This window comes from Burkholderia sp. AU45388, assembly GCF_030481585.1.
Lineage (GTDB): Bacteria > Pseudomonadota > Gammaproteobacteria > Burkholderiales > Burkholderiaceae > Burkholderia > Burkholderia sola.
Window position 1 is genome coordinate 23,510 of record NZ_JAUJPV010000031.1, and the last position, 18,111, is coordinate 41,620.

The following is an 18,111-nucleotide window of genomic DNA, read 5'->3' on the forward strand; positions in this document are numbered from 1 at the left end:
AGCGATCGTTTCCCCGCGCCGCAATCCGTAACGGTGGATTATTCCGGTCAGAATGACCGTAACAATTGGCCAAACAGCAGACGTTTCAGGCGACGACGACCCGGTTTCGCCCCGTATCCTTCGCGCGATACAGCGCGGCATCGGCAGCTTCGATCAGCGCGTCGGGCATCGACAGATCGTCGGCCGACACGGACGCGCAGCCGACGCTGACGCTCACGCGTCCCGCCGGCGACGAAGGCATCGCGAGGTCGAGCCGCAGCACGGCGTCGCGCACTTCGTCGGCCACCACCCGCGCACCGCGCGCGCCGGTGTTCGGCAGCACGATCGCGAACTCCTCGCCGCCGTAGCGCGCGACGATGTCGGCCGGCCGCCGCACCGCGCCGGCCAGTGCGTTCGCTACGGCGATCAGGCACGCATCGCCCTTCACGTGACCGAACGCGTCGTTGTACGCCTTGAAGTGATCGACGTCGACCATCAGCAGCGACAGCGGTTCGCCCTGCCGCCGCGCCTGCAGGAACAGCGTGTGGAAATGATCGTTGAAGTGGCTGCGGTTGAACGCGCCCGTGAGCCCGTCGCGCGCGGAAGAGCGGATCAGCGTCGCGTGCGCTTCGAACAGTTGCTGATACAGCATCGTCACTTCCCACGCGAGCACGCATACGAGCACGCCGGGCGTGAACATGCTGAACAGGCGCGCGACATACCAGCCGACCGTGAAGCGGTGGGTGGACAGCAGGTTCAGCGTCGTATCGGTGAGGCACGCGAGCACCGCGATCGCGAGCCACAGGTCGAGCGTCGTGCGCAGCCGGCCGGTGACCAGCACGGCCACGAGCGCGAGCACGTTGAGGATCCATACGACGAGCGCGATGCCGTTGACGGGCAGCACGGCCGCGTCGCCGGGCGGATGGAACGCGGGCGGCAGCGACACGTTCAGCGCGATCGCGCACAGGAGCGCCGCGGCGACGGCCGGGCCGCCGATCAGCGCGATTGTCCAGCGGCGCGTCTCCTTCGCGCCGACCGGGGCGCGCGTGAGCCGCTCGCGGGCGAACAGCGCGGCCATCACGAAGCACGGAAAGCCGGCATGCCAAAAGATCCACATCCATGCGGCGCTTTGCGGGCGCGCGCCGAGCAGGCCATGCGGCGCGAACACGCCGGGAAAGGTGAGCAGTTGCAGCGCGACGGCGAGCGCGGTGAACGCATAGGCGCCGCCGAGCGCACCGAGCACGGGCTGGCGCGTGACGGTGAATTGCGCGCCGAGGAAGAACGCCGCGATGCTCGCGGTCGTGAACACGGTGAGCGCGCACATCGGCATGAACGGCTCGACGGCCGGCAACGCGACGTTCGCGTGCGGCGCGGCGATCCCGAGCGTGAGCAGGATGACGAGCGCCGTCAGCGCGCCGAACCACAGCTGACGCTGCGTCGTGTGCTGGATCAGGATGCCTTCCATGGGGTCCCCCGGACATGCGTGCGAAGCGCCCGATCTTGCGCCGGGCGGCACGCATCCCGATCGCGGCGCGACCGGTGCGGCCCGATCCTATCGCGTTATTGGCCTGCGCTCAAATGCCGAGCCCCGGGCCGAAGTTGCCGGCGACCCAGCGCGTGACGGCGTCGACGTCCGCATAGTCCTGTTCGGGCAGGCCGTCGAGCATCGACAACACTTCGTTGCTGGCGCCGGCGTCGCGCGCGGCATCGACGATCGCATCCTTGTTCGCCGGATAGCGGACGGCCGCCAGCACATCGGCGATCTGCAGGTCGATCGTTTCGTTCGGGACATCGTGCGGGGGAATGGCGGGCTTGTCGTTCACGTCGGCGTCTCGCGGGTTGGGCGGGAATCGGATCGGGCGCAAGGGCTGTGCCCGCGTCGCATGTTATCCGGCCCCGGCGGGCCGGCCGGCGCGGGCGGCGAATCGGCGGTGACTAAGTCAGTGCCCGCGCCGCACACGGCGCCACGGATGCTTCCAGTCGATGTGCGGGGCGTTCTCGTCGCGCGGATGCTGGCGACGATGCTCCTGCCACAGTTCGTCGGAAAACAGCGCAGCCACGATGACGAGCGGCAGCACGAGGAAAATTCCGAGGATGACTTGCTCGATCACGATAGCCTCCTTGCGGTGGCAGGAACCCTTGCTCCCATTCTAGGCTCTGAACAGCGCCCGCGTTCAAATTCTTACAGTGCAAAACGGGCTCGAACGCGGCCGTGACGCCCGGGCGTTCCGCGCGGCGCCGGCATCAAAAAGGACACGACTATGCAACTCCAGAACGATACCAACACGCTCGCGCTGCGGCCGCTGGAGCGCCAGGACCTGCGCTTCGTCCACGAGCTGAACAACGACGCGAAGATCATGCGCTACTGGTTCGAGGAGCCGTACGAAACCTTCTCGGAACTGTCGCAACTGTACGACCGCCACGTACACGACCAGCGCGAACGCCGCTTCGTCGCGGTGGATGCGCAAGCCGAACTGGTCGGCCTCGTGGAGCTGATCGAGCTCGACTACATTCACCGCCGCGGCGAGTTCCAGATCATCATCGCGCCGCAGTGCCAGGGGCGCGGCTACGCGGGCCAGGCGACGTGCCTCGCGATCGAGTACGCGTTCAAGGTGCTGAACATGCGCAAGCTTTACCTGATCGTCGATACGTCGAACGCGGCGGCGATCCACGTGTACGAGAAATGCGGATTCCAGCACGAGGCCGAATTGAAGGAAGAATTTTTCGGGAATGGCGCGTATCACAACGCTTATCGCATGTGCATCTTCCAGCGCGATTATTTCGAACGTCAGAAAATCGGGCTGAATAAAGCAGGGTAAACACCACACGGACGAAAGGTGCTGGCGACGGGGGCGCGGAGCGCCGAATGGTGCCGAGAACTACGGATAAATACGGGGGCGCTTATACCTGGCATTTTTCTTGTATCAGGTAAATGCGATTGCGCACGGTGGTAAATTCGAATCGTTTCGGATGACTTTATGTGCAACGCATCAAAATGATCCGGATAGCGAAATGGATTATCCAAACCGTTCAATCGTCGCAATGTAAATTTTCTGAAAGCCTTGCCGGATAACGGTTTCCGCCCGGCGGCGAAGGCCGATCCGCAGTTTGGCGGCGCTTGCCGCACGCGCCGGTCGCGCCAAAAAGCAGCCCGCGCACGGGGTGCGACAATCCGCCGCTATTGCGGTCGCACAACAAATGTGCTTGCTATCGTTTACCGGTCTTCTAAAGTGAAAAACGCGGGTTCACGATCACCTTTAAACACATAGCTAACCCAGCCTGGTGCCCGCAAGCCTGGAGACAGAACATGATCAAGCGTACCGGTGTCCTTTTTGCCCTTGTCGGCGCATTTTGCGCTGTGTCGATTGCCCAGGCCGGCGGCGATTCGGCCGTCAAGCCGAAGCAGGAAATCCAGCTGACGAAGAACGCATGGGGCTGCCTGTCGAAAGACAATCTGGATTCCGTACTGAATCACGAACGTGACGGCAAGTCGCAGGCGAAGCAGCAGTATTTCGACGACTTCCGCTGCCTGTCGGTGCCGGAAGGCCAGCGGTTCCGCGTGGTGACGGTCGACCAGGGCGACGTGCAGTTCGTCAGCGCGGACAACAGCGACCAGCAAGGTCTCTGGACCGATTCGCGCTTCGTCAAGCAGTAAGCGTCCTCTCATCGCGCAGTCGCACGACGCGCGAACGCGCCGGCCCGACGAGCGGGCGGCGCGCACCGAACACGGCCCGGCGCATGCCGGGCCGTTGCGCTGAGAACCGCGCATGACGCACGCCGGGCGGCGCGCATTCGGTATCATCACGGCCCGACCGAACCGAATGCCCGCCCGGGCCGCATCCGCATGGCGCTGAAATCCACGATCTACAAAGCCGAACTGCAAATCGCCGACATGGATCGGCATTACTACGCCGATCACGCACTGACGGTGGCGCGCCATCCGTCGGAAACCGACGACCGGATGATGGTGCGCATCGTCGCGTTCGCGTTGTTCGCGCACGAGCGGCTCGAATTCTGCAAGGGGCTGTCGGACGTCGACGAGCCCGACCTGTGGCAAAAGGACCTGACGGGCGCGATCGACGTGTGGATCGAGGCCGGTCAGCCGGACGAACGGCGCATCTCGAAGGCGGCTGGCCGCGCCGGGCAGGTGACGGTGATCGCGTACGGCGGCAAGACGTCGGATATCTGGTGGCAGGGCGTGCGCGGCAAGGTCGAACGGCTGCGCAACGTGCAGGTGCTGTCGCTTGCCGACGGCGTCGCGGTCGCGCTCGGGCGGCTCGCGGCGCGCACGATGCGCCTGCAGTGCACGGTGCAGGACGGCGCCGCATGGATCTCGTGCGCCGACCACGATCCGGTCGCGGTCGAATGGACGGTGCTGAAGGCGCGCGACGGCGCGTAAGGGTCCGTAAGGGTCCGTAAGGGCCCGCGCGCCGGCCGCGGTCAGCCGAGCGCGGCCGGCGGCCCCTTGAATTCGACCATGTTCCCTTCGGGATCGAACAGGTAGATCGACGGCCCGTAGCCGCCGGCGCCGTAGCGTTCCGCCGGCGCGCCCGGCCGCGCGCCATGCGCGGCGAAATGGGCGATCAGTGCGTCGGGATCGAACGGCTCGACACGCAGGCACAGGTGATCGAGATTGCGCCCGGTGCCGGGCGGGCCGCTGTCGGGGCGGTCGATCGGGCCGCCGACCGTCAGCAGGTCGATCAGCGCGTCGCCTGCGCGCAGTTGCACGAGGCCCAGATCGGGCTGTTCCTTCTCCACATGGCAACCGACGGCCTCGCAGTAAAAGCGCGTCATCGCCGCCATGTCGGCCACGCGCAGCACGATGTGATCGATTCCGCGGATGGTGGGTTTCATGAACGGGGACTCCTTCGCAGTCGACGAGCATCGAGTGTAGACGCATCGCGCCTGCGCTGCCGGCAGGAACGCGGCACAATCGACGGACGAAAAAAAGCCCGTTCACGCAGTGCGGAACGGGCTTAATCCATATCAGGAGGAGACATGGAGGAGACAGTTCTAACTATACACACGGCGATGGTGCGACGCAATATTCCGATTGCAAAAAAACGTCAGGACGGCGATTTGTCGCATCCGCACTGCAGCAAAACGGTGACGGGACGATGACGAAAACCGCGCTGGAGCGGCCGCCGCGCGCGTTTTCGTCGGATTTATTTCGATCGATGTGGCCCCGATTCACCGGCACGAATCACAGAGCAAGATTCAGGGCGCGACGGCATGTGCCGATGCCTAGAGTAGGCACCATCTACACTAGAGAGTGCGAGGTTCAGATGAAAACCGCCTATTCGACCGACGATGCCCGCTGGGGCGCCGTGACCCTGCGCGATCCGCATGCGGACGGCGCGTTCTTCTACGCCGTCCGCACGACCGGCGTGTTCTGCCGCCCGACCTGCGCGTCGCGGCAGCCGCGCCGCGAGAACGTGTCCTTTTTCGCCGATCCGGCGGCCGCCCGCGCGGCCGGCTTCCGGCCCTGCAAGCGCTGCCAGCCGGAAGGGCTGCCGCGCGAGCTGGAAATCGTCAACCGTGCGTGCGCGGTGCTCGACGCGCAGGCCGAGCGGCTCACGCTGCAGCAGTTGAGCGACGCCGTGCACGTGAGCCCGTTTCATCTGCAGCGGCTCTTCAAGCGCGTGGTCGGCGTGTCGCCGCGGCAGTACCAGGCCGCCCAGCGCGGCGCCGCGTTGCGGCAGGCGCTGCAAAGCGGGCAGCCGGTCACGCAGGCGGCCGTCGACGCAGGGTTCAACTCGCCGTCGCGGCTCTATGCGTCGGTGCCGCGCGAGCTGGGGATGGCGCCGTCCGCGTTCCGCCGTCAGGGCGCCGGCCTGCGGATCGACTATGCGACCGCGTCGACGTCGCTCGGCACGGTGCTCGTCGCCGCCACCGAACAGGGCATCTGCCGGATCGCGTTCGGCGACGACGCGGCGTCGCTCGTCGGCGAGCTGAAGGACACGTTCGCACGCGCCGAACTGGTCGAAGCGGCCGCGCGGCTCGCGCCGTTCGTCACGCAGATCCGCGCGTACCTGGACGGTACGCGGCACGCATTCGATCTCCCGCTCGACATCGCGCCGACCGCGTTCCAGCAGCGCGTGTGGGAAGCGCTGACGCATATCCCGTACGGCGAAACGCGCAGCTATTCGGAGATCGCCGAGGCGCTCGGCTCGCCGCGCGCGGTGCGGGCGGTCGCGTCCGCGTGCGCGTCGAATCCGGTCGCGCTCGCGATCCCGTGTCACCGCGTCGTGCAAAAGGGCGGCGCGCTCGCCGGGTACCGCTGGGGCGTGCGTCGCAAGGCGACGCTGCTCGCGGCCGAGGCGCGTCATGTTCACAACGATGAAACCGAAGCCGAGACGGAGGGCAATGCGGTTTGAGCATCGAGAAAATAACGATTACATCCGTCGCGAACGGCGGCCTGGCGCCGCCGTCCGCGCAGATGGAACTGCGTTACCAGGCGCCGTACGACTGGGCGCGCGTGCTGCGCTTCTTCAGCGGGCGCGCGATTCCGGGCGTCGAGCAGGTCGCGGACGGCGTGTATCGCCGCATCGTCGATCTGCATGGCGAGGCGGGTCGGCTCACCGTGACGAAACATCCGCGCAAGCATTGCCTGGTCGCGACCGTCGAAGGGGCGGTCGCGCGTCACGTCGACGACGCGTTCGCCGCGCGCGTCGCGACGATGTTCGACCTCGGCGCCGATCCGGCCGCGATCGGCGGCGGACTCGCGCGCGATCCGTGGTTCGCGCCGCTCGTCGAGGCCGCGCCGGGGCTGCGCGTGCCGGGCGCATGGTCGGGGTTCGAACTGGCCGTGCGCGCGATCGTCGGCCAGCAGGTCAGCGTGAAGGCCGCGACGACGATCGTCGGCCGGCTCGTCGAGCGGGCCGGCGAACGCGTGATGCCGGAAGACGACGGCGCGCCCGCATGGCGTTTCCCGACGCCCGACGCGCTGGCCGCGTGCGATCTCGACAAGATCGGGATGCCCGGCAAGCGCGTGGCGGCGCTGACCGGCGTGGCGCGCGCGGTGGCGGCCGGCGACGTGCCGGTCGATCGCGCGCATGCCGATCTCGCGACGCTGCGCAGCGCGTGGCTCGACCTGCCCGGCATCGGCCCGTGGACCGTCGAATACATCGCAATGCGCGCATGGCGCGATCCGGACGCGTGGCCGGCCTCCGATCTCGTGCTGATGCAGTCGATCGCCGCGCGCGACCCGGCGCTCGACCGGCTCACCAGCCAGAAGCGCCGCACCGAAGGCTGGCGGCCGTGGCGCGCATATGCGGCGCTGCATTTGTGGAACGAAGTAGCCGACCGGGCGGGCGGCGCGCGCGGCGGGTAAGCACGGCGGTCCATGGCCGGTGCGACCGCAACGCGGGCTGTGCCCAACCCGTTGCACAGGCGGTGCCGACATCCGATAGGCGTCAAGCGCCGGGGCGTGACGCGGCTCCGTCACGGCGCTTGCCCATCCCCGCCGGGGCCGGCCGGATGTAGCGCGTGCGATGCCTGCGTACGCGTGGTTTCGCGATCAATCCAGCGGCACGGTAGCACCTGCCGCCACCCGTTCGCCGTTCACGTTTCATCCGACGAATTCCGCCGACCGGCGTGCCGATCGGCCTCGTCCGCAACCGGTGATACGGGCCCGAGCTGCCGCACCCGGCCCGCCCGATCGCCCGCTCAGGCCCGCGCGCCGTGCCCGCGGCCACCTCAAGCGCGGCTTTCGGCGAGATGTTAAAGTGCCCGCTACCAACGAAGCGACCAACAATCCAGCCGGCCGCGCGCGGCGTTCTGCACGCGGCCGTCACGCACTTGCGTCTCCATGTCGAACACCATGACTCACCGCCAGTCCGAACTGCTGCTGAAACGTCTCGACGCGCTGAGCTCGGGCCCGACGCGGCAGCATCTGCCCGACGGCCTGCGCGGCATCGAGAAGGAAAGCCTGCGCGTGACGCGCGACGGGATGATCGCGTTCACGCCGCATCCGCGCGCGCTCGGCTCCGCGCTCACGCATCCGGCGCTGACGACCGACTATTCCGAGGCGCTGATCGAACTGATCACGCCCGCGGAGCGCGACGCCGCGCTCACGCTCGAGCGCCTCGACGATCTGCATCGCTACGTGTATGCATCGCTCGGCGACGAGATCCTGTGGAACGACTCGATGCCGGGCCTGCTGCCGGCCGACGACGAGATCCCGATCGCCAACTACGGCACGTCGAACATCGGCCGCCTGAAGACGGTGTACCGGCGCGGCCTCGCGTATCGCTACGGCCGCACGATGCAGTGTATCGCCGGCATCCACTACAACTACTCGCTGCACGAGGAAGTGTGGCGGCGCCTGCATGCGGACGAAGAGTCGACGGCGACGCTCGTCGATTACCAGTCGGAACGCTATCTCGCGCAGATCCGCAACTTCCGCCGCCGCAGCTGGCTGCTGATGTACCTGTTCGGCGCGTCGCCGGTGCTCGATACGAAGTTCCTGCGCGGCAAGTCGCACCAGCTCGACACGTTCGACGCCGATACGCTGTACCGGCCGTATGCGACCAGCCTGCGGATGAGCGATCTCGGTTACTCGAACACGACGGCCCAGGCCGCGCTGCACGTCGACTACAACACGCTGCCTGGCTATCTCGACGCGCTGTCGAAGGCGGTGAGCGAGCCGTATCCGGCGTACGAGGCGATCGGCACGCATCGCGACGGCGAGTGGATCCAGATCAACACGAACGTGCTGCAGATCGAGAACGAGTTCTACTCGACGATCCGGCCGAAGCGCGTCACGTATTCGGGCGAGCGGCCGCTGCATGCGCTCGCGTCGCGCGGCGTGCAGTACATCGAGGTGCGCTGCCTCGACATCGATCCGTTCGAGCCGACCGGCATCGCGCTGGAGACCGCGCGCTTCATCGACGCGTTCCTGCTCGCGTGCGCGCTCGACGAAAGCGCGCCGCTCGACTGCGACGCGTACAAGGAAGCGAACGCGAACTTCGGCAGCGTGACGCTGGACGGCCGCCAGCCGGGGCTCACGCTGACGCGTGACGGCCAGCCGGTCACGCTGCAGCAGTGGGCCGACGAGCTGATGGCCGATATCGAAATCGTCGGTCGCCGGCTCGACGAAATCCGCGGCGGCGACGAACATGCGCGCGCGATCGCCGCGCAGCGCGAGAAGCTCGCCGATCCGGAGCGCACGCCATCCGCGCGCGTGCTGCGCACGATGCGCGAGAACGGCCAGTCGTTCCTCGCGTTCGGGCTCGCGCAGAGCGAAGCGCATGCCGCGCATTTCCGTGCGCATCCGCCGTCGGCCGTGACGCTGCGCGCCGAACAGGCGCTCGCCGCGAAGTCGCTCGCCGAGCAGGCCGAACTCGAAGCGAAGGAGGCCGGATCGTTCGACGCATTCGTCGCCGCCTATCGCGCCTATACGCTGAACCGCTTCAGCGTGTGACGATCGCGCATGCGGCCGGCGCGGGGTGCGCCGCGCCGCTGCCGCGCGATCGATCCGGTTCGGTCAGTGATTCGGTCAGTGATGCGCATACGTGCCGCGATCGATTGCGTGCGGCAGCGCCGGTTTGCCCGATTCCCTATTCGCCCGGCCGTTGCTACCGTAACCGGCGGCTTCGCCCTCACCGCGCGCCTGCGCGGCACGCTGCATGACCGCCTGCATGTTCCGCGGAAAGTCAGGACTGCTTGCGAGGCTCGCCCGGTAGCCCGCGGCCTGCAGTTCCACGAGTTCCTGGCGGACTTGCGCGCGCGTGAGCGTCGACGCGGCTTGCGCGTGAGCGGTGAACGCCGCGCCGATCAGCACACACGCGCATGCCGCGCGTTTCATCGTCTTCATCGTGTTGGCTCCGTGAGGCTCCGGTGCCGCGCCATTGGCGGCGCGGGCCGAAACGATGCAGCCAGTCTAGGCTTCGGACGCCCAACGAAACATCGTCGCGGCTGGCAGTCACCTTTTCCGGTCGCGCAACATTGCGCGCACCGGTGAGCCGTCGCGACGGGTTTCCTGTCGAGCGCGACAGCGGCGCGCCATCCGCCGGTCATCATGCTGCGGCCGATTCGCATCGACTCGCCCGCATCGGGCTTCTCCCCCTTGTACAAGCGCGTTGCGCCTCCTAACCTCTTTTAAGCGACCGATCGGTTGGCCGCGCAACGTCGTTGCGTATGCAAGCGCCCCAGCACGGTCGTGACTGCAGGACATCGCCTTGTACCGAACCCGGCGCATCGACATGCGAACCCGGGTCGACTCTGGAGACACGATGAACCCCACCGACGCCCTTCCGCCCGGCATCGCCTTCGCGCAACCGTTGACGCCCGTCGCGAACTCGCTGCTCCTGTCGTTCCTCGTCGCCGCGATCCCGATCGCGGTCGCGCTGATCGCGCTCGGCGTGCTGCGCCGCCCCGCGTGGCAGGCGTCGCTCGCCGGGCTCGTCGCCGGCCTCGCGGTCGCGATCGGCGCGTGGGGAATGCCGGCCGGGCTCGCGTTCGACGCGGTCGGCGCCGGCATGGCGCTCGCGGTCGTGCCGGTGATGTGGATCGTCTTCAACGCGCTGCTGCTGTACAACATCGCGGTGAAGTCGGGCCGCTTCGACCAGTTCCGGCAGTGGATGCTCGACAACCTGCCCGACGACCGCCGCCTCGTGCTGCTCGTCGTCGCGTTCTCGTTCGGCTGTCTGCTGGAAGGGATCTCCGGATTCGGGACGCCGGTCGCGATCACGAGCGCGCTGTTGATCGCGCTCGGCTTCCCCGCGCTCGAAGCGCTCACCTATACGCTGCTGTTCAACACCGCGCCGGTCGCGTTCGGCGCGCTCGGCGTGCCGATCACCGTGCTCGGCGCGGTCACGTCGCTGCCGCCCGCGACGCTCGCGCAGATGGTCGGCCGCCAGTTGCCGTTCTTCGCGCTGCTGCTGCCGTTCTACGTGGTCGGCGCGTATGGCGGGCTGCGCTCGATCGCGAAGCTGTGGCCGGCGTTGCTCGTGTCCGGCGGCAGCTTCGCGATCGCGCAGTTCGTCACGTCGAACTTCCTCGGCTACCAGCTCACCGACGTGCTGTCGTCGCTCACGTCGCTGATCGTGACGATCGGCTTCCTGCAGGTATGGAAGCCGCAGCCCGATCCGCAGTACGCGCTCGCGCGCAGCGTGCCGGCCGCCGCCGGCGCCGCGCGCGCGGGCTTCGGCGGCTGGCTGCCGTGGCTCGTCGTGTCGGTGGTCGTGATCGTGTGGGTGCACGCGAACATCGCGGCGATCGGCGACGTGAAGATCAAGTGGCCGGGCCTGCACAACGCCGTGTACGTGTCGCTGTATCACAAGCCGTATGCGGCGATCTGGGATTTCCAGCCGCTCGGCACGGGCACCGCGATTCTCGTGTCGGCGATCATCACGGCCGCGCTGACGCGCACCGGCCCCGGCGCGTTCGTCGAATGCGTGGTGAAGACGTGGCGGCAGACGTGGATCGCGATCGTCACGGTGATGATGATCGTCGGGCTCGCGTACCTGCTGAATTACTCCGGCATCAGCTACACGCTCGGCACCGGCGTCGCGTCGACGGGCGCGTTGTTCCCGCTGGTGTCCGCGTCGCTCGGCTGGATCGCGGTGTTCCTGTCCGGCAGCGACACGTCGGGCAACGCGTTGTTCGGCAACCTGCAGGTCGTGGCTGCCCGGCAGCTCGGCCTCGATCCGGTGCTGATGGCCGCGACCAATTCGTCGGGCGGCGTGATGGGCAAGATGATCTCGCCGCAGAACATCGCGACGGGCGTGTCGACGACGGACCTGAAAGGGCAGGAAGGCGTCGTGTTCGCACGCACCTTCTGGCACAGCGTGATCCTCACGCTGCTGCTCGGCGTGCTGGTGTTCCTGCAACAGCACGTGCTGACCTGGATGATCCCGGCGCTGCCGAAGTGACGCACGGCGCCACGACAGAAGGAAGGCACGAGGAAAACAACGAGGGAAGGCGCGGGAAAAGCGCCGGGTCATGTGGGAAAGCGGTGAGCGCGCGGCGGTTTAGCGCGTTCACCGGCCGTACCCCCTAGCGGCGTGTCGGTTGCATGTCGGTTGTGCTTCGCACGCAGCCGCGGCCTTTGGAGACTGAATACTGTTGACAATATGTCGGGCCGAGCGTATACAACGAGCGTTCGCCGACATGGCGCCCTCGTTTTCACCGACAGCCCCGCTCCCCGCCTACTCATGACTGCCCCGAACGCGCTCAGCGCCATCGAACTCCTGCAAAGCCAGTCGCTCGCGATGATCGTCCAGGACATGCTCGAGCGTGCAATCGTGTCCGGCGAATACGCGCCGGGCGAAAAGCTGAACGAAGTCGATATCGCGACGAAGCTGAACGTGTCGCGCGGCCCGGTGCGCGAAGCGTTTCGCGCGCTCGAACAGGCCGGCCTGCTGCGCAACGAGAAGAACCGCGGTGTGACCGTGCGCGTCGTGCCGCTGCGCGAGGCGGAGGAGATCTACGAAGTGCGCGCGATGCTCGACGAGTCGGTCGCGCGCGCGCTCGCGAAGCGCATCTCGCCCGATACGCTGAAAGTGCTGAAAGGCATCATCCAGTCGATGAAGGATGCCGCGAAGACGCGCGACGTCACGCGCTATACCGAGCTGAACGTGCAGTTCCACGACGCGATGGTGGTCGGCGTCGGCAATACGCATCTCACCGATACCTACCGGCGGCTCGTGCGCCAGCTCGGCCTGCTGCGCCAGGCGGCGATCGAGGCCGAGAAGGGGGCGATCGCGGTGTCGGCGGCCGAGCACGACAAGATCGTGCAGGCGCTCGCGGCCGGCGACGAGGACAAGGCCGTCGCGCTCGTGCGCGAGCACGTCGCGCACGGTCTCGCGCGGATGCGTCGCACGCATGAGCAGGGGATGCCGGCGACGGGCAAGGCGGCGCGGGAGAAAGCCGGCGCGTAAGCTGTCGCGTTACCGGTCACCGCACGTTCAAAGGCCGCGGAGCGGCCGGATCACGGCTGTCGCTTCGCTCGACGTTGATGATGCCGGCCGAATGCGGTGATCGCCGGCATGTCACGAAGCGCCGTCCATTTTCCATCTCTCGATTTCGAGCACGCACCGATCGTCACGACGAGCGCGGCGAACAGCAGAAAGCGCATCATTCTTCAGATGGATTGACGAGATCGCCAATCGTACCGTGATGCGACGCGGTCCGCCTGCGCGGCAGGCGATTCGATACGTGATCCGAATGATCTAGTCACGCCTTGTCGGCCTTCCCCGCCGCGCTCGCAAACTTCGCGAGCCACGTATCGAGAGCCGACGGCTGACGGCTCTCGTCCTCCGCGCGTTCCTTGCGACGAATCGCGTTGCGCACGACGTGCGCGCCGACATAACGGATCGGCTCCGGCGGGAAATGGCCGAGCGGGCCGCGCACGATCGGGCTGCGTGTCCACGCGTTGTCCAGGCCGAGCACGAGCGACGACAGGACCTGCCCGCCCATGTAGGTCGGCCCGACGCCGTTGCCCGAATAGCCGAAGCCGTAGAACACGTTCGGCGCATCGTCGAGGCGGCCGAAGAACGGAAAGCCCGTCACCGAGCGATCCGACGGCCCGTTCCAGCTCGCGGCGATCGGCACGCCGGCAAGCGACGGAAAGAATTCGCGCAGGCTGCGCGTGAGCTGCGCCTCGTACGGCGAGCGTCGGTCGAACACGGGCGCGATGCGGCTGCGCCACGAGAACGTGTTGCCGCCTTTGCCGAGCATCAGCCGACCGTCGACGGTCGTGCGGTAGTAGTACACGAAGATCCGCGAATCGAGCACCGACACGCCGTCCGCGAGGCCGGTCTTCTCCAGCAGATCCGGACATTTCTCCGTGATGACCATGTCGCTCGACACGACCGCGATCGTCCGTTCGAACTGCGGGAAGCGGCTCGCCATCCATGCGTTGATCGCGAACACGAGTTTGCCCGCGCTCACGCTGCCGGACGGCGTGCGCACGACGGCCGGCTGGCCGGGCGCGAAGTCGAGCATCGGCGTGCGCTCGTAGATCCGGATGCCCATCGCAAGCGCGACGCGGCGCAGCCCGCGCACGAGCTTGCCGGGATGGACGGTCGCGGCGATCGGTGAGTACACGCCGTCGAGATTGCGCGCGGAGCCCGAGCGGCGCGCGACTTCGGCGGGCGGCAGCGGTTCGTAGCTGTGGATGCCGCACGCGGCGAGCGCATCGAGCACCGGCGCGAGCGTGCCGACCTGCGCGCGCGACGTCGCGGTGTACAGCGTGCCGTCGAGCCGTAGCTCCGCATCGATGTCGTGCGCGCGGCAAAAATCGGCGATGTGCTGCACGGCCGCTTCCGATGCCTTCACGAGCCGGATCGCCTCGGCTTCGCCGAACAGGCGCCGCAGCGTCAGGAATTTCGCGGACCACGTGAGCAGGCAGCCGCCGTTGCGTCCGCTCGCGCCGGCACCGCACAGGTCGGCCTCCAGGATCGCGATGTCGAGCGCGGGGTGCTGCTGCTTCGCCTGGATCGCGGTCCAGAGGCCCGTGAAGCCGCCGCCGACGATACACACGTCGGCTTGCGTCGCGCCTTGCAGCGCGGGGGCGAGATCGCCGTCGTTGAACAGCGCTTGTTCGATCCAGAAGGGGCGCATCGGGTGTCGTATCAGTGAGGATGGGAGGTTGCCGTGCCGCACACGGCGCAAAAACGAAAACCAGCGCGAACGCGAAACCGGCACCGCCGCACCGCGATGCACGCCGGCGCGCCGTCTTGCGGCCCGATTCGTCGAGTCAGGCCACCGCGCCCGCAGACAGGCGGCGGCTCATCGCGTTCAGCGTGTCGGCGATCGCGGTGCCTGCTCCCGGCATACCGGCTTCGCCGAAGTGGCCGATGCAGCCCACGCGGAACGCGTCGACCTCGGCGAGCTTGCGCCGACACCGACCGTAGCCGCGCTTTTTGACCGCCTGATAAAAACCGCGCTGCGCCACGAGACGACCGGGTGCTCGCCCCCTTCGTGCTCCTCACGTGTCAGCCATTTGCTTTCTGTTCTTTGCATGTTGTTGACAATCTACAAATCCTCCCTTTTAATGTCAAGCCTGAAAACACTTCCCTTCGGCGCGGCGCGGGTGCCGACGGCTCACCCCTTCGATCGGAAAGGAATGAACGTCATGACCGAAACGCCTGTATCCGTGGAAGTGAATGGCCGCCGCTACAAATGGATGAGCCGGCCCGTGGTGGTCGTCTGCGTGGATGGCTGCGCATACGAATATCTGGAGGAGGCCGCCGAGGCCGGCGTCGCGCCGTTCATGCGCACGCTGCTGAAGCCGGGCACGGCGCTCAAGGGCGAGTGCGTGGTGCCGAGCTTCACGAACCCGAACAACCTGTCGATCGTCACCGGCGTGCCGCCGGCGATCCACGGGATCAGCGGCAACTACTTCTACGATCGCGACACCGGCGCCGAGGTGCTGATGAACGATCCGAAGTACCTCGTCGCGCCCACCGTGCTCGCGACTTTCGCCGAACAGGGGGCGCGCGTCGCGGTCGTCACCGCGAAGGACAAGCTGCGCCGCCTGCTCGGCAAGGGGCTCAAGGGCATCTGCTTCTCGTCGGAGAAGGCCGACGAAGCGAGCGTCGCCGAAAACGGCATCGACCACGTGCTCGAACTGGTCGGCAAGCCGTTGCCGAGCGTGTACAGCGCGGATCTGTCGGAATTCGTGTTCGCGGCCGGCGTGCGCCTGCTCGAGACGCGCCCGATCGACCTGATGTACCTGTCGACCACCGACTACGTGCAGCACAAGTGCGCGCCCGGCACGCCCGGCGCGAACGCGTTCTACGCGATGATGGACACCTACCTGCAGCGCCTCGACGAACTCGGCGCGATCGTTGCGATCACCGCCGATCACGGGATGAACGCGAAGCACGACGACGCGACCGGCGAGCCGAACGTGATCTACCTGCAGGAACTGTTCGACGAATGGCTCGGCCACGATGCGGCGCGCGTAATCCTGCCGATTACCGATCCGTACGTCGTGCACCACGGCGCGCTCGGTTCGTTCGCGACCGTCTACGTGCCGGCGACGCCCGATGCCGATGCGTTGCGCGCGCGGCTCGCCGCGGTCGACGGCATCGAGGTCGTACTGACGGGCGCCGAAGGCTGCGCGCGCTTCGAGCTGCCGCCCACGCGGATGGGCGACCTGATCGTGATCTCGAAGCGGGACGTCGTGCTCGGCACGCGCCGCATCAAGCACGACCTGTCGGGCCTCGACGTGCCGCTGCGCTCGCACGGCGGGATCTCCGAGCAGATCGTGCCGCTGATCTTCAGCAAGCCGGTCGCGGCCCACGTCACCGGCCGCGCGCGGCTGCGCAACTTCGACATCCTCGACATCGCGCTCAACCATCTGCAGTGACGCGGACGCATCCGCCAGGAGACAGTCATGAACGCCATGGCAGCATCGACGGATGTTCGCGAGCTTCGTCGCGAAGCACTGCGAATCGACGGTGAAAAGATCTACCGCGACGCGGTGATCGAAGTACGCAACCCGTACGACGGCGCGTTGGTCGGTACCGCGCCGAAGGCGACGCTCGACGACGTGCGCCGCGCCTTCGCCATCGCGCGTGCATACCGGCCGACGCTCACGCGTCACGACCGTGCGGCGATCCTGCGCCGCGCGGCCGACGTCGTGCGTGCGCGTACGGCGGAGATCGCGGCGTTGATCACGGCCGAGGCCGGGTTGTGCGTCAAGGATTCGACGTACGAAGCCGGCCGCGTGGCCGACGTGCTGACGTTCGGCGCCGGCGAAGTGCTGAAGGACGACGGGCAGATCTTTTCGTGCGATCTGACGCCGCACGGCAAGAAGCGCCGCGTGTACACGCAGCGCGACCCGCTGCTCGGCGTGATCTCGGCGATCACGCCGTTCAATCACCCGATGAACCAGGTCGCGCACAAGATCGTGCCGTCGGTCGCGACCAACAACCGGATCGTCGTGAAGCCGTCGGAGAAGGTGCCGCTGTCGTGTTATCTGTTCGCGGACATCCTGTACGAAGCCGGCTTGCCGCCGCGGATGCTGCAGGTGATCACCGGCGACCCGAAGGAAATTGCCGACGAGCTGATCACGAACGCGGCGATCGACATGATCACGTTCACCGGCGGCGTGTCGATCGGCAAGTCGATCGCCGCGCGAATGGGCTACCGGCGCGCGGTGCTCGAACTCGGCGGCAACGATCCGATCATCGTGATGGAAGATGCCGATCTCGACGAAGCGAGCACGCTCGCGGTGTCGGGCTCGTACAGGAATTCGGGGCAGCGCTGCACGGCGATCAAGCGGATGCTCGTGCACGAGGCGGTGGCCGATCGCTTCACGGAACTCGTCGTCGAGAAGACGCGCGCGTGGTCGTACGGCAATCCGTCCGATCCGTCGGTCGACATGGGCACGGTGATCGACGAAGCGGCCGCGAAGTTCTGCGAGCGGCAGGTGAACGACGCGATCGCGCGCGGGGCGCGGCTGCTGGTCGGCAACGTGCGCGACGGCGCGCTGTATTCGCCGACCGTCGTCGATCGCGTGACGCCCGACATGCCGCTGGTGAAGCATGAAACCTTCGGCCCGGTGTCGCCGATCATGCGCTTTCGCGACATCGACGAAGCGATCCGGATGTCGAACAGCACCGACTACGCGCTGTCGTCGTCGGTATGCACGAACCGCTTCGACCACATCACGCGCTTCATCACCGAGCTGGAAGTCGGCAGCGTGAACGTGCGCGAGGTGCCCGGCTATCGGCTCGAACTGACGCCGTTCGGCGGCGTGAAGGATTCGGGCCTCGGGTACAAGGAAGGCGTGCAGGAAGCGATGAAGAGCTTCACGAATACGAAGACGTATTCGCTGCCGTGGTAAGCGATGTGCAGGACGTTTGCGCCGTCTTCGCAGGTGCGGCTGAGCGACGAGCCGACGTCGGCGCCCGATCCGGCGCTGTCCGTCGAAGTGGTCGAGGTGCTGCGCCAGCTCGCGCGAAGGCACGACGATGCTGATGGCCACGCGCGACCTGCGTCTGGCCGCGTCGATCGCGCACGATGCGGGGTTCCTTGCCGACGGCCGCATCGTCGAGGCCGGCGCATCGCGCGACGTGTTCTGCCGATCGCGCGACCCGCGCACCGCCACGTTCGTCGCGACGCTCGCGCAACGCGTGCCGGGGTTCTGACGCGGCACGCGTTGCGCGATACGGT

At 67.2% G+C, this 18,111-nt stretch carries 16 protein-coding genes and 2 pseudogenes; 11 read left to right on the forward strand and 7 right to left on the reverse strand.

Annotated elements, in window-relative coordinates:
• Positions 1-85 precede the first annotated feature (85 nt).
• The 3 genes from QZM72_RS32595 to QZM72_RS32605 form a co-directional block, all read right to left on the reverse strand.
• A complete protein-coding gene (locus QZM72_RS32595) occupies positions 86-1,444 on the reverse strand; it encodes a sensor domain-containing diguanylate cyclase (RefSeq protein WP_089468777.1) in 1,359 nt (452 codons plus the stop codon).
• A gap of 109 nt (positions 1,445-1,553) precedes the next feature.
• Complete coding sequence (locus QZM72_RS32600; RefSeq protein WP_089468776.1) at positions 1,554-1,802, reverse strand: DUF2795 domain-containing protein; 249 nt, start codon at positions 1,800-1,802, stop codon at positions 1,554-1,556.
• Between the two features lie 117 nt (positions 1,803-1,919).
• Entirely contained in the window at positions 1,920-2,090 is a 171-nt protein-coding gene (locus QZM72_RS32605) for a hypothetical protein (RefSeq protein WP_006489933.1), read from the reverse strand.
• 150 nt (positions 2,091-2,240) lie between these two features.
• On the opposite strand from QZM72_RS32605, the gene speG reads away from it, so the two are divergent.
• The 3 genes from speG (at position 2,241) to QZM72_RS32620 (ending at position 4,378) form a co-directional block, all read left to right on the forward strand.
• Entirely contained in the window at positions 2,241-2,798 is a 558-nt protein-coding gene (speG, locus tag QZM72_RS32610) for a spermidine N1-acetyltransferase (protein ID WP_301740166.1), read from the forward strand.
• A 488-nt stretch (positions 2,799-3,286) separates the two neighbouring features.
• Positions 3,287-3,634, forward strand: coding sequence for a surface attachment protein Sap1 (gene sap1, locus QZM72_RS32615; RefSeq protein WP_179233447.1), 348 nt, complete (start codon positions 3,287-3,289; stop codon positions 3,632-3,634).
• A 189-nt stretch (positions 3,635-3,823) separates the two neighbouring features.
• On the forward strand, positions 3,824-4,378 hold the full coding sequence (locus QZM72_RS32620; protein WP_301740167.1) for a YaeQ family protein: 555 nt from the start codon (positions 3,824-3,826) through the stop codon (positions 4,376-4,378).
• A 41-nt stretch (positions 4,379-4,419) separates the two neighbouring features.
• Here QZM72_RS32620 and QZM72_RS32625 read toward each other — a convergent pair whose 3' ends face one another.
• A complete protein-coding gene (locus QZM72_RS32625) occupies positions 4,420-4,833 on the reverse strand; it encodes a VOC family protein (RefSeq protein WP_301740168.1) in 414 nt (137 codons plus the stop codon).
• A 431-nt stretch (positions 4,834-5,264) separates the two neighbouring features.
• Here QZM72_RS32625 and ada point away from each other — a divergent pair, with 431 nt between their 5' ends.
• The 3 genes from ada (at position 5,265) to gshA (ending at position 9,403) form a co-directional block, all read left to right on the forward strand.
• The gene (gene ada / locus QZM72_RS32630) at positions 5,265-6,356 is read left to right on the forward strand and encodes a bifunctional DNA-binding transcriptional regulator/O6-methylguanine-DNA methyltransferase Ada (protein WP_089468772.1); all 1,092 of its coding nucleotides are present in this window, start codon (positions 5,265-5,267) and stop codon (positions 6,354-6,356) included.
• Positions 6,353-7,312 carry a DNA-3-methyladenine glycosylase gene (locus QZM72_RS32635; RefSeq protein WP_301740169.1) on the forward strand — a complete coding sequence of 320 codons (960 nt, stop codon included), beginning with the start codon at positions 6,353-6,355 and terminating at the stop codon, positions 7,310-7,312. The genes ada and QZM72_RS32635 overlap by 4 nt, the downstream gene beginning before the upstream one ends.
• A 477-nt stretch (positions 7,313-7,789) precedes the next feature.
• Positions 7,790-9,403, forward strand: coding sequence for a glutamate--cysteine ligase (gene gshA / locus QZM72_RS32640; protein ID WP_179233445.1), 1,614 nt, complete (start codon positions 7,790-7,792; stop codon positions 9,401-9,403).
• Positions 9,404-9,478: 75 nt separating this feature from the next.
• Here gshA and QZM72_RS32645 read toward each other — a convergent pair whose 3' ends face one another.
• The gene (locus QZM72_RS32645) at positions 9,479-9,796 is read right to left on the reverse strand and encodes a DUF4148 domain-containing protein (protein ID WP_089468770.1); all 318 of its coding nucleotides are present in this window, start codon (positions 9,794-9,796) and stop codon (positions 9,479-9,481) included.
• 418 nt (positions 9,797-10,214) lie between these two features.
• Here QZM72_RS32645 and QZM72_RS32650 point away from each other — a divergent pair, with 418 nt between their 5' ends.
• Both QZM72_RS32650 and QZM72_RS32655 read left to right on the forward strand, forming a co-directional pair.
• Complete coding sequence (locus QZM72_RS32650) at positions 10,215-11,855, forward strand: L-lactate permease (protein ID WP_301740170.1); 1,641 nt, start codon at positions 10,215-10,217, stop codon at positions 11,853-11,855.
• 282 nt (positions 11,856-12,137) lie between these two features.
• Positions 12,138-12,863, forward strand: coding sequence for a phosphonate utilization associated transcriptional regulator (locus QZM72_RS32655; RefSeq protein WP_089468768.1), 726 nt, complete (start codon positions 12,138-12,140; stop codon positions 12,861-12,863).
• A gap of 295 nt (positions 12,864-13,158) precedes the next feature.
• Here QZM72_RS32655 and QZM72_RS32660 read toward each other — a convergent pair whose 3' ends face one another.
• Both QZM72_RS32660 and QZM72_RS32665 read right to left on the reverse strand, forming a co-directional pair.
• Entirely contained in the window at positions 13,159-14,547 is a 1,389-nt protein-coding gene (locus tag QZM72_RS32660) for an FAD-dependent oxidoreductase (protein ID WP_301740171.1), read from the reverse strand.
• Positions 14,548-14,683: 136 nt separating this feature from the next.
• Positions 14,684-14,872 (reverse strand): annotated as a pseudogene (locus tag QZM72_RS32665) (2-aminoethylphosphonate--pyruvate transaminase); the annotation flags it as partial.
• A gap of 189 nt (positions 14,873-15,061) precedes the next feature.
• Between QZM72_RS32665 and phnA the strand changes: the two are divergent.
• From phnA to QZM72_RS32680, 3 genes and pseudogenes are all read left to right on the forward strand, one after another.
• On the forward strand, positions 15,062-16,300 hold the full coding sequence (gene phnA, locus QZM72_RS32670) for a phosphonoacetate hydrolase (RefSeq protein WP_301740173.1): 1,239 nt from the start codon (positions 15,062-15,064) through the stop codon (positions 16,298-16,300).
• Between the two features lie 27 nt (positions 16,301-16,327).
• The gene (gene phnY, locus QZM72_RS32675; protein WP_089468764.1) at positions 16,328-17,782 is read left to right on the forward strand and encodes a phosphonoacetaldehyde dehydrogenase; all 1,455 of its coding nucleotides are present in this window, start codon (positions 16,328-16,330) and stop codon (positions 17,780-17,782) included.
• Positions 17,783-18,086 (forward strand): annotated as a pseudogene (locus QZM72_RS32680) (amino acid ABC transporter ATP-binding protein); the annotation flags it as partial.
• Positions 18,087-18,111 lie beyond the last annotated feature (25 nt).

Bases quoted from the DNA above. Each gene is read 5' to 3' on its own strand.
- QZM72_RS32595 (WP_089468777.1), bottom strand. From the start codon at position 1,444: ATGGAAGGCATCCTGATCCAGCACACGACGCAGCGTCAGCTGTGGTTC.
- speG (WP_301740166.1), top strand. From the start codon at position 2,241: ATGCAACTCCAGAACGATACCAACACGCTCGCGCTGCGGCCGCTGGAG.
- sap1 (WP_179233447.1), top strand. From the start codon at position 3,287: ATGATCAAGCGTACCGGTGTCCTTTTTGCCCTTGTCGGCGCATTTTGC.
- QZM72_RS32620 (WP_301740167.1), top strand. From the start codon at position 3,824: ATGGCGCTGAAATCCACGATCTACAAAGCCGAACTGCAAATCGCCGAC.
- QZM72_RS32625 (WP_301740168.1), bottom strand. From the start codon at position 4,833: ATGAAACCCACCATCCGCGGAATCGATCACATCGTGCTGCGCGTGGCC.
- ada (WP_089468772.1), top strand. From the start codon at position 5,265: ATGAAAACCGCCTATTCGACCGACGATGCCCGCTGGGGCGCCGTGACC.
- gshA (WP_179233445.1), top strand. From the start codon at position 7,790: ATGTCGAACACCATGACTCACCGCCAGTCCGAACTGCTGCTGAAACGT.
- QZM72_RS32645 (WP_089468770.1), bottom strand. From the start codon at position 9,796: ATGAAGACGATGAAACGCGCGGCATGCGCGTGTGTGCTGATCGGCGCG.
- QZM72_RS32650 (WP_301740170.1), top strand. From the start codon at position 10,215: ATGAACCCCACCGACGCCCTTCCGCCCGGCATCGCCTTCGCGCAACCG.
- QZM72_RS32655 (WP_089468768.1), top strand. From the start codon at position 12,138: ATGACTGCCCCGAACGCGCTCAGCGCCATCGAACTCCTGCAAAGCCAG.
- QZM72_RS32660 (WP_301740171.1), bottom strand. From the start codon at position 14,547: ATGCGCCCCTTCTGGATCGAACAAGCGCTGTTCAACGACGGCGATCTC.
- phnA (WP_301740173.1), top strand. From the start codon at position 15,062: ATGACCGAAACGCCTGTATCCGTGGAAGTGAATGGCCGCCGCTACAAA.
- phnY (WP_089468764.1), top strand. From the start codon at position 16,328: ATGAACGCCATGGCAGCATCGACGGATGTTCGCGAGCTTCGTCGCGAA.